This is a genomic window from Streptomyces sp. NPDC048718 (assembly GCF_043198875.1).
GTDB lineage: Bacteria > Actinomycetota > Actinomycetes > Streptomycetales > Streptomycetaceae > Streptomyces.
Genome location: NZ_JBICVG010000002.1, coordinates 85,563 through 99,820 on the forward strand (window position 1 = coordinate 85,563; position 14,258 = coordinate 99,820).

Annotated in this window: 12 protein-coding genes; 4 read left to right on the forward strand and 8 right to left on the reverse strand. The window is 73.6% G+C overall.

All coding sequences use genetic code 11. The annotated features are described in order from the left end of the window. The first annotated feature begins 11 nt into the window (after positions 1-11). Complete coding sequence (locus tag ACGFRB_RS03460; protein WP_393238404.1) at positions 12-1,520, forward strand: hydrolase; 1,509 nt, start codon at positions 12-14, stop codon at positions 1,518-1,520. Between the two features lie 249 nt (positions 1,521-1,769). Continuing rightward, positions 1,770-2,486 carry a flavodoxin family protein gene (locus ACGFRB_RS03465; protein ID WP_393238407.1) on the forward strand — a complete coding sequence of 239 codons (717 nt, stop codon included), beginning with the start codon at positions 1,770-1,772 and terminating at the stop codon, positions 2,484-2,486. Between the two features lie 124 nt (positions 2,487-2,610). On the opposite strand, the gene ACGFRB_RS03470 is transcribed toward ACGFRB_RS03465, so the two are convergent. Further along, entirely contained in the window at positions 2,611-3,285 is a 675-nt protein-coding gene (locus ACGFRB_RS03470; protein WP_393238410.1) for a GntR family transcriptional regulator, read from the reverse strand. A 332-nt stretch (positions 3,286-3,617) separates the two neighbouring features. Here ACGFRB_RS03470 and ACGFRB_RS03475 point away from each other — a divergent pair, with 332 nt between their 5' ends. Continuing rightward, a complete protein-coding gene (locus tag ACGFRB_RS03475) occupies positions 3,618-4,916 on the forward strand; it encodes a VWA domain-containing protein (protein WP_393238412.1) in 1,299 nt (432 codons plus the stop codon). Positions 4,917-4,951: 35 nt separating this feature from the next. Then, a complete protein-coding gene (locus tag ACGFRB_RS03480) occupies positions 4,952-5,803 on the forward strand; it encodes a hypothetical protein (protein ID WP_393239418.1) in 852 nt (283 codons plus the stop codon). Between the two features lie 271 nt (positions 5,804-6,074). Here the strand turns inward: ACGFRB_RS03480 and ACGFRB_RS03485 are convergent, their stop codons facing one another. From ACGFRB_RS03485 to ACGFRB_RS03515, 7 genes are all read right to left on the reverse strand, one after another. Continuing rightward, positions 6,075-6,752, reverse strand: coding sequence for a response regulator (locus ACGFRB_RS03485; RefSeq protein ID WP_393238415.1), 678 nt, complete (start codon positions 6,750-6,752; stop codon positions 6,075-6,077). Then, complete coding sequence (locus ACGFRB_RS03490) at positions 6,749-8,071, reverse strand: sensor histidine kinase (RefSeq protein WP_393238418.1); 1,323 nt, start codon at positions 8,069-8,071, stop codon at positions 6,749-6,751. Before ACGFRB_RS03490 ends, ACGFRB_RS03485 begins: the two co-directional genes overlap by 4 nt. 40 nt (positions 8,072-8,111) lie before the next feature. Beyond that, positions 8,112-9,344: an acyltransferase gene (locus tag ACGFRB_RS03495; protein WP_393238421.1), complete on the reverse strand. Its 1,233-nt coding sequence runs from the start codon at positions 9,342-9,344 to the stop codon at positions 8,112-8,114. Beyond that, on the reverse strand, positions 9,337-10,335 hold the full coding sequence (locus ACGFRB_RS03500; protein WP_393238424.1) for an alpha/beta hydrolase: 999 nt from the start codon (positions 10,333-10,335) through the stop codon (positions 9,337-9,339). Before ACGFRB_RS03500 ends, ACGFRB_RS03495 begins: the two co-directional genes overlap by 8 nt. Positions 10,336-10,578: 243 nt before the next feature. Next, positions 10,579-11,172 carry a dihydrofolate reductase family protein gene (locus tag ACGFRB_RS03505; protein ID WP_393238427.1) on the reverse strand — a complete coding sequence of 198 codons (594 nt, stop codon included), beginning with the start codon at positions 11,170-11,172 and terminating at the stop codon, positions 10,579-10,581. 48 nt (positions 11,173-11,220) lie between these two features. Then, on the reverse strand, positions 11,221-11,700 hold the full coding sequence (locus ACGFRB_RS03510; protein ID WP_363008142.1) for a (2Fe-2S)-binding protein: 480 nt from the start codon (positions 11,698-11,700) through the stop codon (positions 11,221-11,223). Between the two features lie 55 nt (positions 11,701-11,755). Continuing rightward, complete coding sequence (locus ACGFRB_RS03515) at positions 11,756-14,161, reverse strand: molybdopterin cofactor-binding domain-containing protein (RefSeq protein WP_393238430.1); 2,406 nt, start codon at positions 14,159-14,161, stop codon at positions 11,756-11,758. Positions 14,162-14,258 lie beyond the last annotated feature (97 nt).

Below are 14,258 nucleotides of genomic sequence, written 5' to 3' on the forward strand. Positions count from 1 at the left end.
AGGTCTGCCGGATGCCCGGACTCGGAAGGTCCACCCGCCGCTTCGCCACCCTGACCGCCTGCGGCGCCCTGCTGGCCGCCGCCGCGACCGCCGCGCCCGCGCTCGGCTCGACCGCCGTCGCCGCGCCGCAGGGCGCCGCCGCCGCGTCGCAGGGCGCCGCCGCCGGAGCCGCGACCGCCGCGGCTCCGCTGCGCGTGCTCTTCGACAACTCCAAGGCGGAGACCGCCGGCAACGCCGACTGGATCATCGGCACCGGCCAGCCCGACCCGCTCACCCAGAACCCCTCGCCGCAGACCGAGAAGGACTGGACCGGGGCCCTGTCCGCCTGGGGCGTCGCGCTCCAGAAGACCGGCCGCTACTCGCTCAAGACCCTGCCGTCCGGCGGCACCATCACCTACGGCACCACCGCCGCGACCGACCTGTCGAACTTCGACAGCTTCGTGCTGCCCGAGCCCAACATCCGGCTCAGCGCGAGCGAGAAGACCGCGGTCATGAAGTTCGTCCAGAACGGCGGCGGTCTCTTCCTCGTCTCCGACCACAACATCGCCGACCGCAACAACGACGGCTGGGACGCGCTGGCGATCATCAACGACCTGATGACGGACAACGGGGTGAACAACAACGACCCGTTCGGCTTCAGCGTCGACGTCGCCAACATCCAGACCGACAACCCGCGCGCCATCGCGGACACCACCGACCCGGTCATCAACGGCGCCTTCGGCAAGGTCACCGGAAGCATCATCCGCAGCGGCACCACGGCCACCCTCAAGCCCGCCGACAACCCGTCGGTGAAGGGCCTGGTCTACCGCACCGGTTACTCCGGCAACACCGGCGCCTTCTTCGCCACCAGCTCCTTCGGCAACGGCCGGGTCGCGTTCTGGGGCGACAGCTCGCCGATCGACGACGGCACCGGCCAGAGCGGGAACACGCTGTACGACGGCTGGAACGACCCCGCCGGCACCAACGCGGCGCTCGCCCTGAACGCCACCGACTGGCTCTCCAAGGCCACCACCGGCGGTGGCAGCGGTGGCGGCGGCGGTACCACCTGCGCCGCGGGCCAGCTGCTCGCCAACCCGGGCTACGAGTCCGGCGCCACCGGCTGGACCGGCTCGGCCGACGTCATCACCAACGAGACCACGCGCCCGGCGCGCACCGGCTCGTACAAGGCGTGGCTGAGCGGCTACGGCGCCGCCCACACCGACGCGCTCTCCCAGAGCGTGACGATCCCGGCCGGCTGCACCCAGGCCACCTTCGGCTTCTACACCCGGATCGACACCGCCGAGACCACCACGACCGCCGCGTACGACACGCTCAAGGTCGAGGTCGTGAACAGCGCCGGAACGGTTCTGTCCACCCTGGCCACCTACTCCAACCTCAACGCGTCCAGCGGCTACGTGCAGCGGAGCTTCAGCCTCGCCGCCTACGCGGGGCAGACGGTGACCCTGCGGTTCACCGGTACGGAGGGTTCCAAGCTCCAGACCTCCTTCGTCGTCGACGACACCTCGCTGACCGTCGGCTGACCACCGGCCGTCTCCGGCCGACCCGCGCCACCCGCCACCCCGCCGGCCCACCGCGACCCCACCGGGTCCCGGTGGGCCGGCGTGCGTCCCGCGTCCCGCGTCCCGCGTCTCCGTCCCGGGCACCCACTCCCCGTACCCGGCCCGGTCCCCCACGCACCCGTCTCACGCGTTCGGCCGCGCCGCGCTGGCCCGCCCGGCCCGCCGCTCGCAGGCTGGGAGGGCCCCTGCCCGAGCGCGAGGAGTCGGCCGATGCCCACCAGCCCGTACCGTTACGACGATCTCAGCGCGCTGTACATCAACTGCACGCTCAAACGCTCCCCCGAGGTGAGCAACACCGATGGCCTGATCGAGCGCAGCCGGGCGGTGATGACCGAGCAGGGCGTCGTGACCTCGCTCGTCCGGGCGGCGGACCACGACATCGCGACCGGTGTCTGGCCCGACATGACCGAACACGGCTGGGAGTCCGACGCCTGGCCGGGACTCTACGAGCGGGTGCTGTCCGCCGACATCCTGGTGCTGTGCGGGCCGATCTGGCTCGGTGACAACAGCTCGGTGATGAAACGGGTGATCGAGCGGCTTTACGCCTGCTCCGGGATCCTCAACGAGGAGGGTCAGTACGCGTATTACGGACGGGTCGCCGGCTGTCTGATCACCGGCAACGAGGACGGCGTCAAGCACTGCGCCATGAACGTGCTCTACAGCCTCCAGCACCTCGGGTACGCGATCCCTCCGCAGGCCGACGCGGGCTGGATCGGCGAGGCGGGACCGGGGCCGTCGTACCTCGACGCGGGCTCGGGCGGCCCGGAGAACGACTTCACCAACCGCAACACCTCGTTCATGGCGTGGAACCTGATGCATCTGGGCGCCCTGCTCAAACGGGCCGGCGGGATCCCCGCGCACGGCAACCAGCGCTCGCTGTGGGACGCGGGCTGCCGGCCGGAGTTCGCCAACCCCGAGCACCGCTGAGCCTCCTGGCCCTGTCGTACCGGGGCCCGGCGCCTTGGGGCCTCCCGGCCTCGGGTCTGCCTGCTTCGGGCCGCCGGCTTCGAACCTCCCGACTTCGGGCCCGCCCGCTTCGGTTCACGGGCCGTCAGACGTCGAACAGCACCGCGAGCGTCACCCTCCGGCAGTGGCGCACCCGCGCGAAGGCGAGCCGGGCGGCGGCCTCCGCGTCGCCCGTGCCGATCGCCTCGTACAGCATGCGGTGCTCCTCCCATCGCGGCCCCGGCCCGCCGCGCTCGCCGACCTGCCGGGACAGCCAGCGCAGCCGGCCCTCCAGGGTGCAAAGCGCCGTCACGAGCAGTTCGTTGCGCGACATCCGCACCACCCGGGCGTGGAAGGCGGCGTCGGCGCGTGCGAGGCGCTCGGGGTCGCCGGCCGAGGCGGCGGCGCGGGATTCGGCGAGCAGCCGGGAGAGGGTGCGCAGTTCGATGTCCGTACGGCACTCGGTGGCGCGGCGGACGGCCAGCACCTCCAGCGCCTCGCGCATGTCGAAGAGGTTCTCGACGTCTTTCCGGGCCAGCTCGCGGACGACGATCCGGCGCGGCGAGACGGCCCGCAGCAGCCCCTCGACGAGGAGGGTACGGATGGCCTCGCGGACGGGGACCCTGGAGACGCCGAACTCCGCGGCGATCTCGCGCTCCACCAGCCGGTCCCCGGGCCGGAGCCGGCCCGTGGCGATCCGCTCGCGAAGCCCGTCGCACACCAGGTCCCGAAGCGGGCCGTCCCCGGGCCCGCCGGCGGCCGCGGTGCCCGCCCCCGTCATGCGTCCTCCCCGTCGTCCCGCTTCTCGTCCCGCGCTCCCGGCCCGCGTCGCTCACCTCACGGTATCGATCCGGCCGGACGGGCCCGGCGGCGGGGCACGAAAGTCCGGCCCACGGGAGTCCGGCGCACGGACCGTGACGGGACCGGCTCGGGGCCGTCAGGGGCGATGTGCAGCCGATTCGGAGGCGGATCGGAGGCGGATCGGATCCGGCGCGTAGCCGGCTCGGAGCCGGTGCGGAGGCGGATCGGAGACTGTCCTGGACTGACCGGTGCTCAGGAGGTGAGAGCCACCTCGGTTTTGGATTGTCGGACGATCCTCCCTACGATCCTCCGATGATCACGAGAAAACGGCTGGCGACCGGGGCCTGCGCGCTACTCGCCGCCCTGACCGTCGGGCTCCTCCCCGCCCTCGCGGCCGCGGACGACGGCCCGATGGGTTCGGACGCCGACTCCCCCAAGGAATCACCCAAGGTCGAGCTGGTGCTCGACGTCAGCGGCTCGATGCGCCAGCGCGACATCGACGGACAGTCCCGCATGGCCGCCGCCAAGCAGGCGTTCAACGAGGTCCTGGACGCGGTCCCGCAGGAGGTGCAGCTCGGCATCCGCACCCTCGGCGCCGACTACCACGGCGAGGACCGGCAGCGCGGATGCAAGGACACCCGGCAGCTCTACCCGGTCGGCCCGCTCGACCGCACCGAGGCCAAGACCGCCGTCGCCACCCTCAGCCCCACCGGCTGGACCCCCATCGGCCCGGCGCTCCTCGGCGCCGCCGACGACCTCAAGGGCGGTGAGGCGACCAAGCGGATCGTGCTCATCACCGACGGCGAGGACACCTGCGCCCCGCTCGACCCGTGCGAGGTGGCGCGTGACATCGCCGCCCGGGGCATCCATCTGGTCGTCGACACCCTCGGTCTGGTCCCGGACGCCAAGACCCGCCGTCAGCTGACCTGTATCGCCGAGGCCACCGGCGGCACCTACACCTCCGTGCACCGCACCGAGGAACTGTCCGGCCGTGTGCGGCAGTTGGTGGACCGCGCGGCCGACCCGGTCGCCCCGCCGGTGGCCGCCGAAGGCGCCGGACGCTGTGTGGACGCGCCGCAGCTCAAGCCAGGCGTGTACACCGACCGCCAGGAGTTCGGCAAGCACCGCTGGTACCGGGTCGACGTGCTGCCGGGCAAGGAGCTGCGCGCCTCGGTGAGCATCTCCGCCGACCGCGCGGTGAACAACGACTACGGCGTGCTCCTGAGGGCCGTCACCGCGCACGGGCGGGAGATCGTCCGCGGCTCCGAGGCGGGCGACGGACGCACCGACGTCGTCTCGACGGGCCTGCGCTACCCCAAGAAGGACGACAAGGGCGCGTCGGACGACGGCTCCAAGCCCGCCGCCGAGTCCGTCTGCCTCGAGGTCGCCAACTCGTTCTCCGCTCCCCCGTCGGTCAAGACGACCCCGGGCATGCCGGTGGAGCTCGCCATCGACATCGTCGACGGGCCCGCCTCGGCCTCCGACATCGCCTCCTTCGGTCTGGGCCGCGGCTGGTGGCTGCTTGGCACGCTGGTGATCGCCGGGTTCCTCGGAGGTCTGATCTGGGGCTGGCTGTCCCGCTGGCGCTTCGCCATCTGGAGGACGAACTGATGCGTACCACCTACGGATCGAACCTCCGCGCACGCATGCGCACGGCCCGCGCCACCGGCACCCCGCGCCGGCCGCTCACCGGCGCGCTGCGCCGGGCGACGGCCGGTCTGGTGCTCGCCGGCGCCGCCCTGCTCGGCCCGGCCGCCCCGGCGGGCCTCGCCGACAGCCCGACCCCGGTCCCGAGCGGCAGCGCGAGCGGGGACGCGAAGGAGGGCGGGCCGACCGAGGCCGGCACCTCCTTCCGCACCGCGACCTTCTTCCGCCAGGGGCAGCAGGCCACGGCGCAGGCGTCCACCGGTGACTACCTGTACTGGTCGTTCCCGGCCGACACCGGTGAGCGGCCCACCGTCACCGCCGCCGTCACGCTGCCCGACGCCGCGCTGCGGCACGGCACCTCCACCTGGCGGATCGACGTGTACGACGGGCTGCGCCGCCGCCAGCCGTGCATGTACGGGACGCAGTCCCGGCCCGCGGCCAAGGACGCCACGACGGTGGAACTGGCCTGTGTCCTGCGCCCGGTGCGGGCCTCGGCCGACACCTGGTCCAACGACCCGCTACCCGGCAGCTACTTCGTCCGGCTGACCGTGACCGGGCTGCCCGAGGACGACCTCGGCCAGCCGTTCTCGGCCCGGGTCGGGGCGTCCTCGCGCTCCACGGGCGGGGCGTACGCCACGGACGGCGCCCTCGCCGTACCGCTGGTGCCGGGCGCCGACACGCCCGAGGCGGCCGGGGCACGGGCCCCGGAGGGCGGCTGGTCCTCCGGCTGGTGGTCCGACCGATGGATCTGGACCGCGATAGGCGGCGTCCTCGCGGCCCTCGCGGGTGTCGGCGGCTACGCGCTGACGCGCGGCTCGGGCCGCCCGTCCCGGGTTCCGCCGGGCTACTGACAGCGGGCGCGCCCCGGCGCGCGCCTCGCCTCTCTCGTACGACGGCCCCCGTAGCCGTGCCCGGTCCATCCGGGTCACGGCGGCGGGGGCCGTCCCGTCGTACGGGGTGGCACGCGGCGCGAGTCGGCTCCCGCCGTACGGGGCAACCCCATTTCACACAGCGCGACTTCCGCCGTACGGAACAACTCCCTTCCGACCAGAAGGACTTACGCGGATCCCAGCGAACTCCCCTACCGACAGGGCGCCTTCCGCTCCACAAGACGGGCCGGGATCAAAGGCCGCCGGGGCGGACCAGGCCGGTCTCGTACGCGTGGACGGCGGCCTGCGTGCGGTCGCGCAGCGACAGTTTGGCGAGGATCCGGCCGACATAGGTCTTCACGGTCTGTTCGGCGACGACGAGCCGGGTGGCGATCTCGGCGTTGGACAGACCCTGCGCGATGAGCGTGAGCACCTCGGTCTCGCGCTCGGTCAGGGCGCCGACGCGGTCCATCAGCGGAGCGCGCGGCGTGGGGCTGATCCGGGAGAACTCGGCGATGAGCCGCTTGGTGACCCCCGGGGCGAGCAGCGCGTCGCCGCGCGCCACGACCCGTACGGCCTGGGCGAGTTCCTCGGCCGACGCGTCCTTGAGGAGGAAGCCGGAGGCACCGGCGCGCAGCGCCTCGTACACGTACTCGTCCAGGTCGAAGGTGGTGAGGATCAGGACCTTCACGGTGGCCCCGGCGGGCGCGGTGAGCCGCCGGGTGGCCTCGATCCCGCCGATGCCGGGCATCCGGACGTCCATGAGGACGACGTCGGGGGCGAGCGCGGCGGCCTGGTCGACGGCGTCCGCGCCGTCGACGGCCTGGCCGACGACCTCGATGCCGGGTTCGGCGTTCAGCAGGACGGTGAAGCCCTGCCGGACCATGCTCTGGTCGTCCGCGATCAGGACCCTGATGTCGTCGCTGCTCATGAACCGTCCTCGGGGCGGGGTGGGGTGGCGGGGAGCGGGGCGGGCAGGACGGCGGTGACGTCCCAGCCGCCGTCGGGGGTGGGGCCGGCGACGAGTTCGCCGCCCAGCATGGCGGTCCGTTCGCGCATGCCGAGCAGCCCGTGCCCCGGCTCGCGCGCGCCGCCGCGGGCAGTGGTGGGCGCGGGCCGGCCGGGCGCGGTGTTGGTGATCCGCAGAGTCAGTCCCGCGTGGTGGTAGTGGGTCTCGACGGTGGCGCGGGCGCCGGGGGCGTGGCGCATCACATTGCTCAGGGCCTCCTGCACGATGCGGTAGGCGGAGAGTTCGGTGCCCGGGGACAGCGGTCGGGGTTCGCCGCGCGATCCGGCGGTCACGTCGAGGCCGGCGGCGCGGACGTTGGCGAGGAGTTCGCCGAGCCGTTCGAGGGTGGGCTGCGGGGCGTGCCGTACGCCCGCGGCGCTGTCGCCCGGGTCGGCGTCGCCGCGCAACACGCCGAGAACACGACGGAGTTCGGTGAGGGCGTCGACGGCGTTCTGCCGGATGCCGGCCAGGTTCTCGCGCAGTTCCGGCGTCGGGTCCGCGACCAGGTGCGGGGCGACCTGGGCCTGGATGGAGATGACGGACATGTGGTGGGCGACCACGTCGTGCAGCTCGCGGGCGATCCGCCCGCGCTCCTCCAGCAGGGCGCGCCGGGCGCGTTCCTCCGCGGTGAGCCCTTCCTGTTCGACGAGCCGGGTGCGGGAGAGCCGGACGGCGCGCAGGGAGGCTCCGACGACGACCGCGGCGGTGAGGACGAGCGCGCCGGTCGCCAGCACGGGCGGGTGGGACACGGCGGGCCGTGGTCCGCCGACACCGATCACGCCGACGAGAAGGGTCAGGACGAGGGCCGCCGAGGCGGAGGTGGGCCGTACCCGCAAGGCGAGCAGCAGCAGGACGAACCCGTGGAGCACGATCGCCGGGGCGCTCCAGGGCATCGGCGCCCCCCAGACGGGTGCCGCGGCCACCCCGGTGGACAGGAGCATGGCGGTGGAGACCCACCAGGCGGCGACGGGACGGCTGAGCGCGAGGACGAGCGCGGCGGCCTGGACGACGATCAGCAGGGAAAGTATGCCGGGCAGCTCCTGTACGCCGCGCTGGTACACCCCTTGCTCCCACAGGCCCATGAGCACGCTGAGCAGGATCAAATGGCCGTGGGGCAGCCGGCCGAGGTAGCGGTGGCGGGGCAGCGGGTCCCGGCGGCCGGGGGCGAGGTCGGTGCGCAGCACGTCCCAGACCGACCGCGGGACGGCCGGCCACCGTCCCCCGCCGATCGTTGCCCCCATCTTGCTTCCCCCGCCCGTGTGTTCGATGCCCGGGGACAGATTAGGCACGTCGCACCTCGATGCGGGTGTCGGGGCGGCGGACGGCGGGGGCGGTGGCTACGGGGGCGGGCTTCCGGCGGCCGGTGCGGGAGACGCGTTCGTACGTGTGGAAGGCCGCGAGGCAGAGCAGCAGCGCGCCCGCGAAGACGGGGAGCCAGCCGAGCCGGGCGAGGATCCAGACGGGGGTGTCGGGCACGGTGTGCAGCCCGGTGAGCGGGCCGTGGCCGAGGCGGCCGGCCGCGAGAAGTCCGCCGGTGGTGACGGCGATCATGGCTGTCTGGTGCCAGAGGAAGACGGTCATGGCGCAGAGGTTGAGCAGGGCGACGCCCGCCCAGGCGACCGGTTTGCGCAGGACCCTGCGCAGCGGCCCGAGGAGCAGCAGGGCGCCTCCGCACTGGGCGAGGCCGAAGGTGACGGCGGCGAGGGTCGGCGGGTTGAGGTTGGAGACCGGGGCGCCGGGCACGCCGACCATGGAGCCGGGGTAGCCGGCGAAGGCCACGAGCAGCCCGGTCACGGTGGCGCCGCCGAGGAGCAGGGTCCAGGAGGCGGCGCGGGTGAGCGGGCCGCCGCGGGCGACGAGGGCGCCCAGGCAGTACGGGACGAGCCAGCCGGCCGGCAGGTTGAGCCAGCCGAGCGCGTCGGGGCCGTCGAATCCGAAGCGTATGAGGTCGACGTGGACGACGACGGCCAGCGGCCACAGCGGGTGGACGCGGGCGACGAGCGGGGTGGCGGCGGTGAGGGCGGCGAGGACGAGCAGGAACCAGAGCGGGGACAGGACGAGCTTGCCGAGGGTGTACACGGTCTGCCAGGGCACTCCGGCGGCGAGCATGCCGAGGGTGGCGACGAGCCAGACCGCGAGCAGCGGGACGACGGGCCGGAACAGCCGGCGGAGCCGGGCGGCGATCCAGGTGCTGTCGCGCTCGCCACGGGCGCGGGCGGCGGCGTGGCCGCGGGCGGCGACCAGACCGCCGACCAGGAAGAACGCCGCGAGGGTCTGGAACACCCAGGAGACCGGGGTGAGTTCGGGCAGGTGCCCGAGGGGGCTCTCGACGTGCAGGGTGCCGCTGTCGGCGACGAGCGCGGTGACCAGCCAGTGGCCGAGGACGACACCGAGGATGGCGAGGGCCCGCAGCGCGTCGAGGGCGCGGTCGCGGCCGGGCGGGGTGGCGGCGTCGACGCGGTGGGCGAGGCCGGCGAGGCGGCGCGAGGTGTCGGGCCGCGGGGTGTCAGGCATGGTCGGGCTCCTGTCCGTCGACGATCCGGGCGAGGTTGCGCAGGGGTACGGAGCCGGGGGCGAGGTAGTCGCTGTGGCCGCCGTCGCCCGCGGCGAAGTGGCGGGCGCCGAAGGCGGGGTCCATCGGGTCGGTGCCGAAACCGAGCCGGCTTCCGGGCAGCAGCGGGAGGTCGGCGTGGGGGATGTCGGCGACCCAGTCGCCGGCGGCCCGGCCGGCCCAGACGGTGGCACGGGTACGCAGGTCGGAGACGTGGTCGAGGCCGGTGCCGGGGCTACCGAACAGGACGATGCCGTCGGCGGGCAGGCCGGGGGCGGCCAGCGCGCAGACGACGGAGCCGTAGGAGTGCCCGAGGAGGGTGATCCGGGCGTGCGGCCGGAAGCGGCGCAGTTCCCCGGTGAAGGCGCGCAGCCGGGGTGCGGCCTGGTCGGCGCGGCCGGGGGTGAGGGAGGCGGCGCTGCCGGTGGCGGGGGTGCGGTAGTCGAGCCAGGCGACGACGGCGCCGCGCGGGCCGAGTTGGTGCTGGAGGGCGAGCGCGCCGCTGCGGAGGCGGCCGTGGCTGTCGACCGAGGTGTCGGCGCCGGGGACGAGTACGGCGATCCGGTCGGCGCCGGCCAGGTCGCCGACGACCTCGACGGCGCGCCCGCCGTCGCGCCCGTCGAAGGAGAGGAAGGTGCGATCCGGCGCCGCCATCGCGTGCAGGGCGTCGGCCCGGTGCCGGGCGCCGTGGGCCCGCGCGGCCCGCTCGGCGTCCCGCAGCGCCAGCCGCTCGGCCTCGTACCGGACGGTCAGTTCCCGGGCCCGCGCGACCGGCCCGGCCGGGGTCAGCGGAGCGACCGAGGGCGGCACGGGAGCGGGCACGTCCGCGGGCCGGGCCGCTCCCACCACCGACACCGCCACGATGGCACTGACGAGTCCGGCGAGCGCGGTACGGCGCAGTCGGCCGGGCGTCCGGGCGGGTGCGCGGCGTTCGCCGCGCGGGTGGGGTGCCATGGGGGTCCTTCCGTAACGGAGTGGTGTCACGGAAGGAAGGTAGGAAGGGCGGTTCGTGGTCGGCGTCCCACCGGAGAGCCAACCTCGCGGGTAGCTCTCAGGTATGACGGGTAGCCGGATGTCGGATCCCGGGGTGAGGTCGCCTCCGGGTGCGGGCGGCGCCCGGGCGGGGGGCCGCGCTGTGCCGGCCGTGCTCGCGCCGCCCGGTCCGCTGGTCTGCCGCGTCGGCCCCGTACGCCCCGTCTACCGGGCCGGAGCGGCCCCGGCCGGTGCGGCGACGCGCTCGTAGCGGAGCATGACCACGCCGTCGGGGAAGGTCCGGGTCCGGTCGAGCCGCAGGTCGGCCGTGGTGTCGGTGGGTGGGAAGAGGCGGGTGCCGCGGCCGACGAGGGCCGGGTGGACGTAGAGCTGGTAGACGTCGATGAGGTCGAGCTCGCGGAAGGCGGCGGCGAGCGTGGCGCCGCCGAGGGCGAGGTCGCCGGTGGCGGACGCGGCGAGGGCGCGTACCTCCGCCGTGTCCACCCTGGGAACCACGGTGGTGTTCCAGTCGGCCCGCCACAGAGTCGTGGAGTAGACCGTCTTGGGGGTGTCGCGCCAGATTCCGGCGAACTCGCGCATCGCGGGGGTGCTGTCCGGGGCGGTGTCGGCGGCCGGCCAGAACTCCGCCATCATCTGGTGGGTACGGCGCCCGCTGAGGAAGCCGCCCATGGCGGACAGCTCCTCGTTGAAGTGCCGGTGGAGTTCCTCGCCGACCCGTTGCCAGCCGAGATCGTGGTGGTCTCCCTCGACGTAACCATCGAGGGAGACGGAGAGGAACAGGACGATCTTTCCCGGCATCGGCGGCACTCCCTGGGGTCGGTGCGGAGGGCCGCCGGGCGGGCCGGGTCACGGCATGCGGCGGGCGCCCTCCTTGATGGCCTCGCGGATACGGTTATAGGTGCCGCAGCGGCAGATGTTGCGGATCTGGTCGAGGTCGGCCTCGTCGACCTCCCGGCCGGCCTCGTGCGCGCGCCGTACGGCGGCGACGGCGGCCATGATCTGGCCGGGCTGGCAGTAGCCGCACTGGACGACGTCGATGTCGAGCCAGGCCTCCTGCATGGGGTGCAGGTCCTTGCCCACGGTGGCGGGCAGGCCCTCGATGGTGGTGACCTCGTCGGTGGGCTCGATGTCCTTCACCGGGACGGTGCAGGGGTTGAACGCCTTGCCGTTGAGGTGGCTGGTGCAGGCCTGACAGACGCCGAGGCCGCAGCCGTACTTGGGGCCGGTGACGCCGAGGACGTCCCGGAGCACCCAGAGCAGGCGGACGTCGTCCTCGACCTCGGCGGTGACGGCCTTGCCGTTGAGGATGAAGGTGTGCTGGGGCACGAAGGCTCCTGGTGATGGTGTTGCCGGATGAACGGGCTGGGGTCCGTCCGGTGGGTCAGCGGGTGCGGGCGCGGCCGTCGGTCGGGGAGGCGGGGATCGGCGGGGTGGTGGGCAGCGGCGTGAAGGCGAGCGGCTCGCCGTGGTTGACCGGGAAGGTGGTCGGCAGGGTGCCGGTGGCCCGGCCGTACGCGCAGGCGACGGCGGCCATGGAGGCCCCGACGGCCAGTTCGCCGGCGCCGCCGGGCTTGCCGGTGGTCGGCGGCATGACGATGATCTGGAGCTCGGGCGGGGTGTTCCACTGCCGGGAGTAGAAGTAGTTGTCCCAGCTGCCCTCCAGGAAGTGGCCGTCCTTCAGGTGCAGGCTGGAGGTGAGGGCGGTGGCGATGCCGTCGATGATGCCGCCCATCATCTGGGCTTCCAGGCCCCGCGGGTTGACGGCGAGACCGACGTCGACGGCGCACACGATCTTGGTGACGCGCGGCCCGGTGTAGGCGTCGGGGACCTTGCGTCCGGTGGTCTCCGGACGGCAGTCGATCTCGGCGAGGACGGCGACGAAGGCGTGGTACTCGGGGTGCAGGGCGATGCCCTGCGCGGTGCCGGGCGCCATCTTCCGTCCCCAGGAGCCGGCTTCGGCGACCTTGTCGAGGACGGCGCGGGCCCGCTCGTCCTTGAGGTGGCGGCGGCGGAACGCGAGCGGGTCCTCGCCCATCTTCTCCGCGAGCTGGTCGACGACGAGTTCCTGCGCGCAGCGCACGTTCGGCGAGTAGATGCCGCGCATGGAGCCGGTGTTGAAGCCGTTGTCGACCTCGTTGAGCAGCTGGGTGGTCAGTCCGAAGTGGTACGGCGTCGACTGGGTGAGCTGATACATCGTCTCGGAGAACGTCAGGTTCGCGACCGGGAGTTGCGCCACTTCGGAGGTGATGATCTCGCCGAGGCCGTGCCCGAAGTCGGTGGCGACGGAGGTGTGCCGCTGCTCGTAGCTGAGGACCTGGCCGAGGGCGTACGTGGCGCGGACCCGGGAGGTGGCCATCGGGTGCGTACGCCCCTGGCGGAAGTCGTCGGTGCGGTGCCACATGAGGCGGACGGGCTTGCCCATGGCCTGGGAGATCTCGGCGGCCTCGCCGGCCGCGTCGTGGAACAGCTTGCGGCCGAACGAGCCGCCGCCCTCGGTGACATGGACCTTCACCGCGCCGATCGGCAGCCCGAGCCGGGCGGCGATCTTCTCCTGGGCGACGATCGGCGACTTCAGACTGGCCCAGATCTCCGCGGAGCCGGGGCGCACGTCGGCGACGGCGCAGTTGGTCTCCAGGGCGCTGTTGCTGGCGAACTGGAAGGTGAAGCGGGTGTCGACGGACTTGGTGACCAGGTCCAGCGGCGGGACGACGAGAGGGAGTTCGGCCTTGCGGAGCTCGGCGAGCACGGTGGCGTCCGAGGCGCCCTCGGCGGTGCCGGGTCCCCAGGTGACCTTCAGGGCGCGGACGGCGTCGATGCACTGGCCGAAGGTGCGGCCGCGGACGGCGACGCCGGTGGAGACGGTGACGGCGTCGGTGATGCCGGGCATGGCCCGTACCTCGGCGAGGTTCGCGACGGAGCGGACCTTGCCGTTGATCGTGGGCGGCCGGCAGACCATGGTGGGCAGCGCGCCGGGGACCTGGAGGTCCATGGCGAACTTCTTGCGGCCGGTGACGGCTTCGAGGGCGTCGATCCGGCGCTGGTCGGTGCCGATGACCCGGAACTGGCCCGGCTCCTTCAGGCCGACCGACACCTGGATGTCGGCCAGGGAGGCGGCCTTGACGGCGAGTTCGCCGTACGTGAGCCGGACTCCGGCGGCCGAGGTGATGACACCGGCCTTGGCGGTGAGGGTGGTGACGGCCTGGCCCAGTTCCAGCGCGGCGGCGCGCAGCAGCCGGCCGCGGGCGACGGCGGCGGCGACGCGGACCGGGGTGTAGGTGGAGATGGTGGTGTTGGATCCGCCGGTGAGCTGGTTGAAGAGCAGCTCGGGACGGGCGTCGGCCAGGGTGACCCTGACCCGGTCGATCGGCAGGTCCAGCTCCTCGGCGATGAGCATCGCGGTGGAGGTGGTGATGCCCTGGCCCACCTCGGCGCGCGGCAGCGCGAAGTGGGCGATGCCGTCCTCGTCGACGCGGATGGTGATGAGGTTCGCGGTGGGCAGCGCGGCATGCGTGAGCATGTCGTTGAGGTCGTAGATGTCGGCGGGGCCGGGCAGCGACGGCACCACGGCGGCCGCCACGGCCGCGGCGGCGGGAGTGGGGGCCAGCACCTCCTCGCCAAGCCGCGCGGCGACGGTGAGGGTCGGCGCCGCGAGGACGTAGCCGAGGAACCGGCGCCGGCCGATGCCACGCGACGGCGGGGCGTCCGTGTCCCCGTCCCGCGACGGGCGTTGCTCCGCTCGCTGTCGCGGTTCCTGTGCGTGGTGCGCGGCGCGGTCCTGCGCGTCCATCGGCGCTGCCTTTCGACGTATGGGATGGCGGGGCTCTGACATGTTCCCCACGAGTAACTAGATGATCATCACTCGAACAGACCGTTCGTGGGGGTGG

Coding starts and splice junctions, on each gene's coding strand:
- ACGFRB_RS03480 (WP_393239418.1), top strand. CDS start 4,952: ATGCGCACGGCCCGCGCCACCGGCACCCCGCGCCGGCCGCTCACCGGC.
- ACGFRB_RS03505 (WP_393238427.1), bottom strand. CDS start 11,172: ATGCCGGGAAAGATCGTCCTGTTCCTCTCCGTCTCCCTCGATGGTTAC.
- ACGFRB_RS03490 (WP_393238418.1), bottom strand. CDS start 8,071: ATGGGGGCAACGATCGGCGGGGGACGGTGGCCGGCCGTCCCGCGGTCG.
- ACGFRB_RS03475 (WP_393238412.1), top strand. CDS start 3,618: ATGATCACGAGAAAACGGCTGGCGACCGGGGCCTGCGCGCTACTCGCC.
- ACGFRB_RS03460 (WP_393238404.1), top strand. CDS start 12: ATGCCCGGACTCGGAAGGTCCACCCGCCGCTTCGCCACCCTGACCGCC.
- ACGFRB_RS03470 (WP_393238410.1), bottom strand. CDS start 3,285: ATGACGGGGGCGGGCACCGCGGCCGCCGGCGGGCCCGGGGACGGCCCG.
- ACGFRB_RS03495 (WP_393238421.1), bottom strand. CDS start 9,344: ATGCCTGACACCCCGCGGCCCGACACCTCGCGCCGCCTCGCCGGCCTC.
- ACGFRB_RS03465 (WP_393238407.1), top strand. CDS start 1,770: ATGCCCACCAGCCCGTACCGTTACGACGATCTCAGCGCGCTGTACATC.
- ACGFRB_RS03515 (WP_393238430.1), bottom strand. CDS start 14,161: ATGGACGCGCAGGACCGCGCCGCGCACCACGCACAGGAACCGCGACAG.
- ACGFRB_RS03485 (WP_393238415.1), bottom strand. CDS start 6,752: ATGAGCAGCGACGACATCAGGGTCCTGATCGCGGACGACCAGAGCATG.
- ACGFRB_RS03500 (WP_393238424.1), bottom strand. CDS start 10,335: ATGGCACCCCACCCGCGCGGCGAACGCCGCGCACCCGCCCGGACGCCC.